We start from the raw sequence: 12,918 nt of genomic DNA, 5'->3' as shown, positions 1-12,918 counted from the left end.
TTGAACTGTCAACAGTACATTGCCTTAAGTATTCAGGATTTTAATCGTTTTTTTAGTTACTTATGCGGATGATAATTTCCTTGAGGGAGTGGTATCTTTTGATGCTAAGACCCTTAAGGCTGCGACCGGGGGAAGGAGTTAGAACTTGATGATTGTCAACGAGCTACATAGATTTGTTTCATACTGTAAAAAAATTCAACCCCAAACTCACGAGGACATTCAAAAATTTTTTGAAGGAGTGATATTATTTCCTTATGATAAGGAACTTCTATTGCAAGCTTATTTATTTCTGAATATTAAAGAGTTGTTTCCCTCGTGCGCTGAATTGCTGTTATTTGAAAAGTCTCCAATTTCAGATTATACAGATTTAGGAAAGTGTGATTTTGTCTTCCTAACCTTTAAAGGTAGTCTATTTCTAATAGAAACTAAGTTTATTGATACAGAGGCAACTGGAGCAACAGAACGAAAAAGAAGAAATAAGCATAGAAACAAGGTATTTGAGCAAGTTATTACTTTAAAAGGTCGATTTAGCGAATATTGGAATATGAGGCTAGACCAATTAGAGTGCGGGGTTTTCACAACAGATGCAGAAGTTGCTTGGCGAGGAAATGGTGTGAATGTCACATCTAAATCGATATCTATAGATAAGCTCGAACAATGGCGAAGAAGTTATCACAGTAGTGAAAAATTTTTATCTCATCAAGATGGGTCAAAGTTTGAGGAGAGGGTTAATTTGAAAGGTTGAACTAAGACCTAAATTATAGTTATTACAGTGAATGGTGTATGGGGCATAAAAGTCATTAATAATGCCACATACACCAACCCAGAGGAATTATCTGGGTTTTCCTTCCCATCAATCTTTACTGCCAAACATAGATAAGGACAAACAAAATAATCCAGATAACATCGACGAAGTGCCAAAACAATGAGGTTGCATTGACGCCGAAGTGACCTGTATCGTAGTTGTCAGGTAGGAAAGAACGGATCAAAATTATTAATTGCAACAGAATACCAGTGAAAACGTGCAAACCGTGGAAGCCTGTAAGTAGGTAAAACGTCCCACCAAATACCCCGGAGGTGAAACCAAAGGCGAGGCCGTTCCATTCAATCGCCTGTCCAATTAAAAAGTAAGTTCCCATTGCCATTGTTGCCAAGAGAAACAGGCGGAATTTTACTAAGTCGTGGCGTTGAAGGGCGCGTTCTGCTAAGTAAATTACAAAGCTACTAGCAACAAGAATTACTGTGTTGATTGCCGGTTCTTTTATTTCTAGTCCAGAAACACCTGCTGGTAGCCAATTAGGCGTTGATGTTTTGTAGATGGCATATCCGATGAAGAAACTTAAGAAAATGACGCTTTCTGACAGTAGGAAGACAATGAAGCCAAACATTTTGTTGCCTTCTTCGTCGTGCCTGTGTTCTGCGCTTGTATGGGGCAATTCGTGGGAATTGATATAGCTGTCCATTTTGGTTTTTGAGGGGGAGTTTGAAACGCAAAGGTACGCGGAGGGAAGCGCAGAGGTACGCGGAGGGTTTTTGCGTCTTCCCGATGGTTGGCGTTTATTCTGGGAGGTTGGCTGTTAAGGGTTCTGATTTTCCGTAGCCGTAGGGTTCGGAGATGATGATGGGAGTTTCTTCAAAGTTTTCTACTGGAGGGGGTGAAGAAACTAACCACTCTAGTCCGATTGCTCGCCAAGGGTTAGCGGGTGCTTTCTCGCCTTGCATCCAAGAAATCACCATGTTGAAGATGAAAGGCAAGGTGGACATTCCTAAGAGGAATCCGCCGAGGCTGGCGATGATGTTCCAGAATTGATACTCTGGGGCGTAGGAAGCAACTCGGCGTAACATTCCTTGCAATCCCAAGGGGTGCATGGGCAAAAAGTTGAGGTTTGTGCCGATGAAGGCTAACCAAAAGTGGATTTTACCCCAGCTTTCGGAGTACATCCTTCCGGTCATTTTGGGGAACCAGTGATAGATGGCTGCAAATAAGCCCATTGTCACGGTGCCGTAGAGGACGTAGTGGAAGTGTCCGACTACAAAGTAGGTATTGTTAACGTGGACATCAACGGGCACCGAAGAAAGCATGATGCCTGTGATTCCTGCGAACACAAACATGACTAATGCACCCAAGGCAAACAGCATGGCGGTATTTAGCCGCAGTTTACCGCCCCAAATAGTTGCCACCCAAGCAAATACTTTAATTCCTGTGGGGACAGACACGCACATTGTCGTTAGCATGAAAATCAACCGCATCCAGCCAGGTGTACCGCTGACGTACATGTGGTGTACCCAAACAATGCCGCTAACTACGGCAATCAAGATGGATGAAATGGCAACTACTTTGTAACCAAATAGGGGTTTACGTGAATAAACTGGGAAAATTTCTGAGAAAATGCCGAAGACAGGCAAAATAATCACGTAAACGGCTGGGTGGGAGTAGAACCAGAAATAATGTTGGAACATCACTGGATTTCCACCTTTGGCGGGGTCGAAAAAGGCAGTGCCAGCTGTGAGGTCAAGTAGCAGCATCACCGCGCCAGCTGTCAGTGCTGGAAGTCCAAATAGTTGGATGATTTGGGCGCTAAATACTGCCCAGACAAACAACGGCATCTTAAAGAAGCCCATTCCTGGGGCCCGCATCTTGACGATGGTGGTGACAAAGTTCACTGCCCCCATAATTGAGGATACGCCGGATATTGCCACCGCTAGCAGCCAGAGAACTTGACCATTAATTAAGTTACCTGTGGGATTCTGGAGACTAACTGGTGGATAAGACCACCAGCCGGCTTGGGCTGGCCCTCCAGGGACGAAGAAGCTACCCATCATCAAAATCCCGACTACTGGCACCATCCAAAAGGCGACGGCATTCAGGCGGGGAAATGCCATATCTCGCGCCCCAATCATCAGGGGTACTAGATAGTTGGCAAAACCAACGAGTGAGGGAAATGTCCACAAAAACAGCATCACGGTGCCGTGCATGGTGAACATACCGTTATAGACGGTGCGATCGACTAAATCTGATTCGGGTGTCATCAATTCTCCCCGCATCACCATCGCAAAGATACCGCCGACGAGAAAGAAGAAGAATGAGGTAACGAGATACTGGATACCAATTACCTTGTGGTCGGTACTAAAGCTGAAGTATTCTTTCCAGCTACTCGGAGATTCGTAGTTAGGCTTCTCATTAGGGAGAAGAATACCTTCAATAGGAACATTAGTCATGGTTACTTTCCTTTCAACCAGGTGAATTGACTAGAGGAGGTGCAGCAGGTGGAACTGTAACCCAACCAGTTTGGACTGATTGATTGGATGTTTGGGCATACTCAAAAGCTGCTTGATTCTTTGCTAGGGATGGCTTTTGGGTTGCAGCTTGTGCCAGCCATTGCTGATAATCTTCAGGAGATTCGACGATTACATTCGCTTGCATCGTCGCAAAGTATGTGCCGCTATATTGGGAATCGGTCAATCGGTATTGTCCGGGACGGATGGGAGTAAATTCAAAGTCGATCGCATGATTGGGAATAATATCCTGCTTGAGGCGAAATGCAGGAATGTAGAAGCCGTGGAGAACGTCTTGTGATTTCAGTGCTAAACGTATCCGGCGATCGCTTGGTAAATGCAATTCGGTACTGGTAATATCTCTTTCTGGGTAATGAAAAACCCACGCCCACTGTTTAGCTAATACGTCAATTTTCTCAACGGGTTCTGCTAAGGCTTTAGCTGGGGGATCTTTTGGGTCTGCATAAGCCGATTGGATTCCTAATGGATTATGCAAGTGAACTATTTCCGATGGGCCTTGAATTCCCATTTGTTCGTAAACTTGGTAGCTGTAGCTTGCAATCCAAAACACCAAGAGAATTGGGATTGCTGTCCAGACAACTTCTAAGGTGACATTACCTTCAATCGGAGGGCCGTCAGTGAAGTCATCTTTGACTGCCCGATGGAAGATGACAGAATACATCAGAGTACTTGTTACTCCCAAGAAGATGAAGGCACCGAGGGTTACTAAGAAGCTAATCAAATCATCAATTAGTAGGGATTCGGCCGCTGCTTGGGGAGGAAGCCAGGAGTAAGCCTGCTTGCCGATCCAGAGACTCGTAACAGTCACTGCGATCGCGCCTGTAAGCAGCGTCAAAATATTTAAAATCTTCTGGATTTTCATGGTCTTTGCTTATTGGGCACTTGTACTGAGCGAAGCCGAAGTATGGGGCATTGGGTATTAGTCAAAGGACAAATGACTAAGGACAAATAACAAATGACTTACTTGAGTGTTGTATTGAGGTCTTGGTGCGATCGCAGCAGATTATCTGCGGTATTGTGTACGCCAAATTCAGCGGCTAATTGCGCTCCTAGTGTGCCGTGGACGTACAGAATGAACATGATTGCTATGCCTGCGAACAGATAGATCCATTGCACTTCTCTATCTGTCTGTTTATATTCTTGTTTGCCCCAAACGAAGCGCTGCCATGCTCTCCAGATGGTCATGCCAACAATCAGCGCTAATAAGAACACACCACCCACACCATGCCAGAGCATAGTTTCCATTGCCTGCAATCCCCAGGCACTCTTCATATCAGCCGGTGGTGCTGCCAATAGCATTTCGTAAAAGCCTGCTCCCACTGTGAAAAATGTGATGATGCTGGCAGCTAACATGTTGTACCAGCCAACAGCAAATAAGTTGTCACGTTCGACAGTAATTGCCAAAAATTTGAAGACCCATTTTTCAAAGGGGAACAGAACACCAACAATATCAAAGGTCATCGCAATGATGAACAAACCTATTGTCAGATGGACTAAGTTGGGATGAATGGGAATTGTGTAAGGCAGTCCGTTTGCACCTAAAGAGCCGCTCAATTGGTCAATTAATTCTGAGTTCATCGCAACACACCATCCTTTACTGCTTCCACAACTGGCACGGTATGCAATCCATAGATCCAAACAAGTTCATCGCCGAGATATACTTGTAAGCCAACTATTAAGGTTAAAACTAGTCCGGCTCCCAAATAATAAATCGGTACTTTTTTAGGATTGCGGGCACGAATTACATAGCGCCAAGCTGTAATCGCTGTGATAATTCCTGAAAGCGACCAACCAATTAGCGTATGCAAATTTAGCACCGATTTCGCTAGGCTGTAAGGCTGTGCTAATCCCGCTTCAAACTGACCAAAAATGATCGCGACGAAGATGGCGATCGTGGCAACTAACATGTTCCACCAACTCACCTCGAAAAGACCGGATTTACCAGTAAAATAGCCAATTACATCGCAGAAAAAGGAAAACAGCACCATCGCAATTACGAAGTGGACAACGATGGGATGAATCGTATCTGGATAGGGCAAATTGTGGTCGTTCAAAGATGTCAAATACTCAAGCATTGTCTTCTCCTGGACATATCTACCGCACTTTGGTCAATAAATTTTGGATTTTGGATTGGCGATCGCGCAGTCTTAGCGAACGTCTTTTAGATTTATTCCGTCCCAGACGAGATATAAACTAGAAGACTCTAATCAAAAATCTAAAATCGCTAGTCAAGCTTCAATAATTGATGGACACTCACTAACATCACCACAAGTATCCATCCATAATTGACGGGATTCTGTTCAATATCTGCGCGGTTCAATACGCTTAATCATGTCTTAGCTTTTTGTAGCCAAATTTGGTTAAATTGCCTACATGGAATAATTTTTGTTTTGATTCATTTCCTTATGCCAATAGTCTGCAACAGCAATTCTTGATGTAGCTAAATCAAATCGCTGTCGTTTGTTGATTTGCTTAACCTATCCTTTAGCTTAAGTAAATTTTTATGAATTGTCAAAACAATAAATATTAAACTTTTAAAAGTTAGTTGTTTAACAAAAAAATATTTTCACAATGTATTTATTTTTGCAATTTTTAAAATATAAAAAAGTCGAAATATCATATTTGTCTGTAAGTTATTTCACAATAATCAAATATTTGTTTGTGATGTAAATAACAAAAATATTTGAATCACTCAAAAAAACCTTTAAAAAGACAAAAGTAGGGAATCATGGTTAAGTCAGAACTCAGAAATACAGTTTATTGCAATAGGTTCGCTTTTTCCTTCTAATATTAGTTTCATAATTCTTTCATTTTTATCTTACTTCTGCTAAAGTGAGACAAAAGTGAGAAGATTATGAAATTGCTATAATGAGATTTAATATCAATAACTTTCAGATGCAACTACCGCAGCACGGACAAAAATTGGTTATAGCGTCTGGGCTGCTATTGTGGCTATGTTTGAGTGGGTGTAGCCCGTCAGCCTCCAATTCTCAACCACAGTTAAGTCCAAACCCAGGCACAACTACCACCAACCTAGATAAAAAAGGTAAAAAAGTAGTTCTTACCACCTTTACAGTCATTGCAGATATGGCGCAAAACGTGGCGGGAGACAAGGCGATTGTTGAATCTCTCACCAAACCAGGGGCGGAAATTCATGGTTACGAACCAACTCCTAGCGATTTAGTGAGGGCGCAAAAAGCAGACCTAATTTTAAATAATGGTCTTAATTTAGAGCGTTGGGCACAGAAGTTGTATAACAGCGTTCCTAATGTACCTCACGTTACCCTAAGTGAGGGAATTAGGCCTGTTGAAATTACGGAGGATGCCTACAAAGGGAAACCTAATCCCCATGCTTGGATGTCACCAGAAAACGCCTTGATTTATGTAGAGAATATTCGTAAGGCATTAGTTAATTTAGACTCAGCGAATACAGAGACTTATAACACCAATGCCAAAGCATACAGCCAAAAGATTAAGGAAGTTGATGAGAAACTGCGAAAAGCCGTGTCGGTAGTTCCAGCAGACAAGCGCTACATGGTAAGCTGTGAAGGCGCTTTCTCATACGTCACCCGCGATTATGGGTTGAAAGAAGCTTATCTCTGGGCAGTCAACTCTGAACAGCAAGCTACTCCCAAACAGTTAGAAAAAGTCATTGATATAGTTAAAAAAAATAAAATACCTGTAGTTTTCTGTGAAAGTACAGTCAACGATGGAGCGCAACGTCAGGTAGCTAGAGAATCGGGAGCAAAGTTTGGTGGAGTATTTTATGTTGATTCCCTGTCTCCAGCGAATGGGCCAGCACCTACTTATCTCAAGTTGCTAGAAGGTAATATTAATACTCTAACTCAGGGATTAGAGGAAAAATGAGCAAGTATGCAAGAATAAATCTAACTATTGTAAATAAGCTTGTAGTAACAAATTTAGTCCTATTTTGTTCTCTGGAAAACGTTACGTCTTTGGAAAGATGACTAGAGCCGCTCACTACAAACTATGAATTAATTTTAGAGGTGATTTTTAATGAAATCCATTAGTATTGATGTCGAAAATTTGACAGTAGCTTATCACGGCAAAGTTGCTTTACATGGTGCTTCTTTGCAAATTCAAGCAGGTTCAATCAGTGGTTTAGTGGGGATGAATGGTAGCGGTAAATCAACCCTATTTAAGGCAATTATGGGTTTTTTGAAGCCAGTTACAGGACGGGTTTTGATTAATGGTTTACCGATAAAGACTGTACAGAAAAAAAGCTTGGTTGCTTATGTACCACAGTCAGAAGAAGTGGACTGGAATTTTCCAGTAAGTGTCCATGATGTGGTGATGATGGGACGCTACGGATACATGAACATACTGCGAATTCCGTCGGCGAACGATCAAAGAGTGGTGAGGGAGAGTTTGGAAAGAGTGCAAATGTGGTCGATGCGCGATCGCCAAATTGGAGAACTCTCTGGGGGACAGAAAAAACGTGCCTTTCTCGCCCGTGCTTTAGCACAACAGGGAACAGTTTTACTATTAGATGAACCTTTCACCGGGGTAGATATCAAAACAGAAAAAGCGATGATTGACTTATTACTAGAATTGCGGGAAGAAGGTCATACAATTTTGATTTCTACCCATGATTTAGCTTCTATCACTACTTTCTGTGACCAAGTAGTACTCATTAATCGGACTATTCTAGCTTATGGTGATACATCGGAAGTCTTTACAGAAGAGAATCTCTCACGGACTTTTGGCGGTTCTCTGGGAGATTTATCTCTCAGCAAAAGTCAGATAATCCGTGGAAATCAAAATGAATCTGATTGATTGAGAATTTTTAGTTGATATTGCTTGGATTAGATTTATAAAAATATGAATACTCTCGCATTCTTAGACTGGTTAACCACACCCCTCCAGCATGAATTCATGGTGAAGGCAATTTGTGTAAGTGCCTTAGTTGGGGTAGTCTGTTCTGTTTTATCTTGTTTTATGACCCTCAAAGGTTGGGCATTAATGGGAGATGCTGTTTCCCATGCAGTAATGCCTGGGGTTGTAATTGCTTATGTTTTAAATATCCCTTTTGCTGTGGGTGCTTTTGTCTTTGGAGTGGGTTCAGTTATTGCGATCGGTTATATCAAAGCGAAGACGAGAATTAAAGAAGATACTGTCATCGGACTTGTCTTTACAGGTTTTTTTGCTTTGGGTTTGGTACTAGTTTCCAAAACTCCCAGCAGCGTGGACTTGACACACATTTTATTTGGGAATGTTTTGGGTATTTCTAATGAGGATATTATCCAAACGGTGATTATTAGCGTAATTACTTTAGTAACAATAGCTGTTTTACGCAAAGACCTACTATTATTTTGTTTTGACCCCACTCATGCACGTTCCATCGGCTTGAATACAGGGGTACTACACTATATTTTACTATCATTACTATCGCTAACTGCTGTCGCCGGGCTCCAGACAGTGGGAATTATTCTGGTTGTAGCGATGTTGGTTACTCCGGGAGCAACGGCTTATTTATTAACAGACCGTTTCGACCACATGATACTAATTGCAATGGCATCGGGCGTATTTTCTAGTGTTATGGGAACTTACATCAGCTATCATATCGATGGTGCAACAGGAGGTTGCATAGTTGTGTTGCAAACCTTGTTGTTTATTGTAGCAATGATTTTTGCACCTAAACATGGGTTACTGGTAAGAGCAAAGAAGCAGGAAAACACTGACTGATTCAGTATTAAATACTCTTTGCTATTTACGTAACCCCCCATTCCATAGGTATGAGAGCGAAATAAGTGTCGTTTAAAATTGTGGTAATTGGTACTTCTTTAGGCGGATTATCAGCACTGAAAATCGTCCTGGGCAATTTACCAGCAGACTTCCCTGTACCGATCGCGATCGTGCAACACCGTCATAAAGAATCTAGCAACACACTCCAGGATTTATTACAAGAATCCACTTTGTTGAAAATTCGCGAAGTAGAAGACAAGGACGAAATACTACCAGGACATATCTACATAGCCCCAGCAGATTATCACTTACTGGTTGAACCAGGTCACTTTGCTCTTTCGACTGATGAGCCTGTTTCTTATGCTAGACCATCTATTGATGTGCTGTTTGAGTCGGCAGCCGATGTCTACACAGAGCAAGTTATTGGTGTAATATTGACAGGAGCCAACCAAGATGGTATGCAAGGCCTTAAGAAAATAAAAGCGCGGGGAGGAATTACCATTGTACAAGAACCTGCCACAGCTGAGAGCGACATTATGCCAGAGGCAGCAATTTCTGCTATTACAGTAGACTGGATTTTGACACTCTCAAACATTGCTTCCCAGATGGTCAAGCTTTGTCAATTATCACAGAAATAAACCGATGCAGATGGAACGCAAAGTCAACATCCTCCTAGTAGATGATAAACTAGAAAATTTGCTGGCACTAGAGGCAATCCTAGAAAAATTAGGGGAGAATCTCGTGAGAGCTACTTCCGGGGAAGAAGCTTTGAGGTGTCTGCTGCATCAAGACTTTGCAGTGATTTTGCTAGATGTGCAAATGCCTGGGATGGATGGCTTTGAAACTGCTACCTTAATTCGCAATCGGGGGCGATCGCGTCACACTCCAATTATCTTTCTTACCGCCTTTAGCACCAGCGACCAAATGCTGTTTAAAGGTTATGCCTTGGGTGCAGTTGATTATCTGCTCAAACCACTAGATCCCAATATTTTGACTTCTAAAGTCACAGTATTCGTAGAACTATTTAAGAAAACAGAAGCCATCAAGCAACAAACAGCGCAATTGGTAGCTGTGAATACCGAACTCAGGCAAAGTGAAGAACGATTCCGATCGCTAAGTACCTGCTCACCCGTTGGCATCTTTGAAACTGATACCGAAGGTAACTGTAAATATACTAATCCCCGCTATCAGGCAATTTGTGGCTTGAAAGCGGCAGATAGTTTAGAAAAAAAATGGCTAGAATCTGTTCATCCAGAAGATAAAGAACGAGCGATCGCTAGTTGGTCTGCTTACATTTGTGAAGGTCGGGAATACTCAGAAGAATTTCGTTTTCAAGCCGCTCACGGTAACATTCGTTGGGTTCAAGTTCGCTCATCACCAATGCTTTCCAGTCAAGGAGACTTGTTGGGTTATGTAGGCACTCTTGAAGATATTACCGAACGCAAGCAAGCAGAAGAAGTCCGCGCTCAAGTGATTCGCGAACAAACAGCAAGACAGGAAGCAGAAGCTGCGAATCGGATGAAAGATGAGTTTCTAGCTGTTCTCTCCCATGAACTTCGCACGCCTCTAACCTCAATGCTCGGCTGGTCAAAAATCCTCCGCGCCAAGAAACTTGACGAAAAAGCCACTTCTCGCGCTTTGGAGGCGATCGAACGCAACGCCATATCTCAGATGCAACTAATTGAGGATATCTTGGACGTATCTCGGATTATCCGTGGTCAGTTGCGGTTAAACGTATCGGCAGTGAATCTAATCTCAGTCATGGAGGCGGCATTAGAGGCAGTGCGTCCCCTAGCAGAACCGAAAGATATTCAATTAAGTACTGTGCTGGATACTTCGATCGGGTCAGTCTATGGCGATCCAGCTCGTCTACAGCAAATTGTCTGGAACCTACTAACTAATGCAATAAAGTTTACCCCTAAAGGCGGTAGGGTAGAGGTTAGGCTATCAAAGCATGTTGGATTTTCGATTTCAGACTTCAGTGTGAGCGCTCAGTCGAACGGTTTTGGGTTGGGATCTGATGGTAAAAATTTAGCCTCTTCAAACACTGATGAAAACAGTAATCTACAATCCCAAATTCAAAATTTAAAATCTCAGTACGCCCAAATTGAAGTTATCGATACGGGCGTTGGTATTAGTTCCGAGTTTTTACCCAAAGTATTTGAGCGTTTTCGCCAGGCAGATAGTACCACAACGCGATCGCACAATGGACTAGGACTAGGATTAGCGATCGTCCGTCATCTAGTCGAACTACACAAGGGGACAATTTTTGCCCAAAGTTTAGGCACTGGGCAAGGAGCCACCTTTACTGTGAGATTACCACTCTTACAAGACAATAGGGGGAATAGAGAAGCAACAGGAAAAAGTTCCTCTCCTGTAGCATCTACGCCCCTTGCTGGATTAAGAGTGTTAGTTGTAGATGATGAAGCAGATACCCGTAACTTTCTCAGTTTCATGTTTGAGGATTATGGGGCTTTTGCCACTGCGGTAGCCTCAGTTGATGAAGCGCTAGCAGTACTTGAACAAGCAAAACCAGATATCCTGATTAGCGACATCGGTATGTCAGGGCAAGATGGTTATACACTGATTCGGAAACTCCGCTCTTTGGAACCAGAAAAAGGCGGATGCATCCCCGCGATCGCTTTAACAGCGTACACGCGAGAGGAAGACCGCTTGGAAGCACTAAGAGCAGGGTTTCAGCAGCATTTATCTAAGCCAATTGACCCCAATAAGTTGATTTCTGCGGTTGTCAATGTATTAGAACTGCCTATTGAGGTTCCAGTGAGTTGATTTGGAGTGGGAGCAGGGGAGAAATTGCAGTAAGTTTTTCCCCTCTGTCCTTCGGCCTCTTGTGCCCAATCCCCAATTAAGACGAAGTTAAGGCATGTTTTTTGAGTTCGTCTAGAGAAACCACTTCCAAAGCTCTCGCATGGGTTGCTGAAAGTATTACGGGTGGAGCAACGCCAGCTTCTAGAGCTTCTTGCCAGCGAGAAGCACACAAACACCAGCGATCGCCAGGCTTCAATCCAGGAAAATTAAAATCAGGAACAGGTGTGCTGAGGTCGTTCCCCTGCGATTTGGTGAACTCCAGAAATTCTGATGTCACTTGGGCACATACGACATGCGACCCGAAATCTTGACCACCTGTACGACAAAAACCGTCGCGGTAAAACCCAGTCATGGGAGAAGTACAGCAAACCTCTAGGTTTCCATCGATTACATTTTTAGCGTCTGTCATCGTTAATTCGTTGTACTTGATTTTTCCACTTGATATTAAGCTTATATTTATTGTCAATTCCCTGGTTAAATTAAAATCGCTATCCCTAATTAATTGCCAAAAGCAGTAAATTCTAAAATTACTTATCTCAAAATCGTTAAAAATAAATTTTTCAGCAAAATATTTAAGAGCGATCGCTCTCAGTTTAAATAAAAAATAAAACCCCTGGCCAACTACCAAGGGTAATGCAAGTCAGTACTTTTCGCATGGAATGTATCGTACTCAAATACCATAGCAACCCTCTAGTTTACAGATATGCCATTTTGCCAAACAAAAAAAGCCCCCAGTATTAAGCTGAGGGTTAATTTTTTTAGAATAGCGGTAATATACAAACTTATTATTCCCAGAGAATTAAGCAAATAATACTTATAGCCTCCAACATCAGCATTTCTTGTTCCATTTTCTACGAAAGGCTGCGCGAATAGAGGGTTACTCCTGTTGAGCAATCGTAGACATAAATCAGACACCGATTCTAAATAGGCATATAACCAGATATGTCATACAAAAGATCGCTTCGGCGTATTCCTGCCTCGTTGTTTACTTTTAAATAAGCAAAGCTGATAACTCGTATCAGGTTTCCTGTAGTAATAAAACTTGATTAAAAATTGTAAAGCAGTGTAAAGTAGTTTCACAGGCGA

13 protein-coding genes are annotated in these 12,918 nt (G+C 42.3%); 7 read left to right on the top strand and 6 right to left on the bottom strand.

The features are described from left to right. Positions 1 to 148 precede the first annotated feature (148 nt). Positions 149 to 745 (top strand): hypothetical protein, encoded by a 597-nt coding sequence (locus tag V7K53_RS14305; RefSeq protein ID WP_335198171.1) that lies wholly within the window; start codon positions 149 to 151, stop codon positions 743 to 745. Between the two features lie 115 nt (positions 746 to 860). Here the strand turns inward: V7K53_RS14305 and V7K53_RS14300 are convergent, their stop codons facing one another. The 5 genes from V7K53_RS14300 to V7K53_RS14280 all read right to left on the bottom strand — a co-directional run bounded on the left by V7K53_RS14300 (position 861) and on the right by V7K53_RS14280 (position 5,372). After that, the gene (locus tag V7K53_RS14300; RefSeq protein ID WP_335198170.1) at positions 861 to 1,463 is read right to left on the bottom strand and encodes a cytochrome c oxidase subunit 3; all 603 of its coding nucleotides are present in this window, start codon (positions 1,461 to 1,463) and stop codon (positions 861 to 863) included. A gap of 94 nt (positions 1,464 to 1,557) precedes the next feature. Next, positions 1,558 to 3,219 carry a cytochrome c oxidase subunit I gene (ctaD, locus tag V7K53_RS14295; protein ID WP_335198169.1) on the bottom strand — a complete coding sequence of 554 codons (1,662 nt, stop codon included), beginning with the start codon at positions 3,217 to 3,219 and terminating at the stop codon, positions 1,558 to 1,560. 13 nt (positions 3,220 to 3,232) lie between these two features. Next, positions 3,233 to 4,159 carry a cytochrome c oxidase subunit II gene (locus V7K53_RS14290; protein ID WP_335198168.1) on the bottom strand — a complete coding sequence of 309 codons (927 nt, stop codon included), beginning with the start codon at positions 4,157 to 4,159 and terminating at the stop codon, positions 3,233 to 3,235. A gap of 98 nt (positions 4,160 to 4,257) precedes the next feature. Continuing rightward, positions 4,258 to 4,875, bottom strand: coding sequence for a DUF2231 domain-containing protein (locus V7K53_RS14285; protein WP_335198167.1), 618 nt, complete (start codon positions 4,873 to 4,875; stop codon positions 4,258 to 4,260). Further along, the gene (locus V7K53_RS14280; RefSeq protein ID WP_335198166.1) at positions 4,872 to 5,372 is read right to left on the bottom strand and encodes a DUF2231 domain-containing protein; all 501 of its coding nucleotides are present in this window, start codon (positions 5,370 to 5,372) and stop codon (positions 4,872 to 4,874) included. Before V7K53_RS14280 ends, V7K53_RS14285 begins: the two co-directional genes overlap by 4 nt. Here V7K53_RS14280 and V7K53_RS14275 point away from each other — a divergent pair. From V7K53_RS14275 to V7K53_RS14250, 6 genes are all read left to right on the top strand, one after another. Further along, on the top strand, positions 5,354 to 5,494 hold the full coding sequence (locus tag V7K53_RS14275; protein WP_335198165.1) for a hypothetical protein: 141 nt from the start codon (positions 5,354 to 5,356) through the stop codon (positions 5,492 to 5,494). The two genes, V7K53_RS14280 and V7K53_RS14275, sit on opposite strands and share 19 nt — an antisense overlap. A 671-nt stretch (positions 5,495 to 6,165) precedes the next feature. Continuing rightward, positions 6,166 to 7,164 carry a metal ABC transporter substrate-binding protein gene (locus tag V7K53_RS14270; RefSeq protein ID WP_335198164.1) on the top strand — a complete coding sequence of 333 codons (999 nt, stop codon included), beginning with the start codon at positions 6,166 to 6,168 and terminating at the stop codon, positions 7,162 to 7,164. A gap of 150 nt (positions 7,165 to 7,314) precedes the next feature. Then, positions 7,315 to 8,094 (top strand): metal ABC transporter ATP-binding protein, encoded by a 780-nt coding sequence (locus tag V7K53_RS14265; RefSeq protein ID WP_335198163.1) that lies wholly within the window; start codon positions 7,315 to 7,317, stop codon positions 8,092 to 8,094. Between the two features lie 45 nt (positions 8,095 to 8,139). Then, the gene (locus V7K53_RS14260; protein WP_335198162.1) at positions 8,140 to 9,003 is read left to right on the top strand and encodes a metal ABC transporter permease; all 864 of its coding nucleotides are present in this window, start codon (positions 8,140 to 8,142) and stop codon (positions 9,001 to 9,003) included. Between the two features lie 65 nt (positions 9,004 to 9,068). Beyond that, entirely contained in the window at positions 9,069 to 9,641 is a 573-nt protein-coding gene (locus V7K53_RS14255; RefSeq protein WP_289796630.1) for a chemotaxis protein CheB, read from the top strand. 4 nt (positions 9,642 to 9,645) lie between these two features. Beyond that, positions 9,646 to 11,793 (top strand): hybrid sensor histidine kinase/response regulator, encoded by a 2,148-nt coding sequence (locus V7K53_RS14250; RefSeq protein WP_335198161.1) that lies wholly within the window; start codon positions 9,646 to 9,648, stop codon positions 11,791 to 11,793. A gap of 76 nt (positions 11,794 to 11,869) precedes the next feature. Here the strand turns inward: V7K53_RS14250 and V7K53_RS14245 are convergent, their stop codons facing one another. Continuing rightward, entirely contained in the window at positions 11,870 to 12,241 is a 372-nt protein-coding gene (locus V7K53_RS14245) for a DUF2237 family protein (protein WP_335198160.1), read from the bottom strand. Positions 12,242 to 12,918: the final 677 nt, after the last annotated feature.

The sequence above is a fragment of the Nostoc sp. genome (genome assembly GCF_036917355.1).
Classification (GTDB): Bacteria; Cyanobacteriota; Cyanobacteriia; order Cyanobacteriales; family Nostocaceae; genus Nostoc.
Note: the sequence above shows the minus strand (reverse complement) of the source record. Positions and strands in the feature narration are given on the sequence as shown.

What these genes read in the sequence shown, in the direction of transcription:
- V7K53_RS14305 (WP_335198171.1), top strand. Translation starts at nt 149, where the DNA reads ATGATTGTCAACGAGCTACATAGATTTGTTTCATACTGTAAAAAAATT.
- V7K53_RS14300 (WP_335198170.1), bottom strand. Translation starts at nt 1,463, where the DNA reads ATGGACAGCTATATCAATTCCCACGAATTGCCCCATACAAGCGCAGAA.
- ctaD (WP_335198169.1), bottom strand. Translation starts at nt 3,219, where the DNA reads ATGACTAATGTTCCTATTGAAGGTATTCTTCTCCCTAATGAGAAGCCT.
- V7K53_RS14290 (WP_335198168.1), bottom strand. Translation starts at nt 4,159, where the DNA reads ATGAAAATCCAGAAGATTTTAAATATTTTGACGCTGCTTACAGGCGCG.
- V7K53_RS14285 (WP_335198167.1), bottom strand. Translation starts at nt 4,875, where the DNA reads ATGAACTCAGAATTAATTGACCAATTGAGCGGCTCTTTAGGTGCAAAC.
- V7K53_RS14275 (WP_335198165.1), top strand. Translation starts at nt 5,354, where the DNA reads ATGTCAAATACTCAAGCATTGTCTTCTCCTGGACATATCTACCGCACT.
- V7K53_RS14280 (WP_335198166.1), bottom strand. Translation starts at nt 5,372, where the DNA reads ATGCTTGAGTATTTGACATCTTTGAACGACCACAATTTGCCCTATCCA.
- V7K53_RS14270 (WP_335198164.1), top strand. Translation starts at nt 6,166, where the DNA reads ATGAGATTTAATATCAATAACTTTCAGATGCAACTACCGCAGCACGGA.
- V7K53_RS14265 (WP_335198163.1), top strand. Translation starts at nt 7,315, where the DNA reads ATGAAATCCATTAGTATTGATGTCGAAAATTTGACAGTAGCTTATCAC.
- V7K53_RS14260 (WP_335198162.1), top strand. Translation starts at nt 8,140, where the DNA reads ATGAATACTCTCGCATTCTTAGACTGGTTAACCACACCCCTCCAGCAT.
- V7K53_RS14250 (WP_335198161.1), top strand. Translation starts at nt 9,646, where the DNA reads ATGCAGATGGAACGCAAAGTCAACATCCTCCTAGTAGATGATAAACTA.
- V7K53_RS14245 (WP_335198160.1), bottom strand. Translation starts at nt 12,241, where the DNA reads ATGACAGACGCTAAAAATGTAATCGATGGAAACCTAGAGGTTTGCTGT.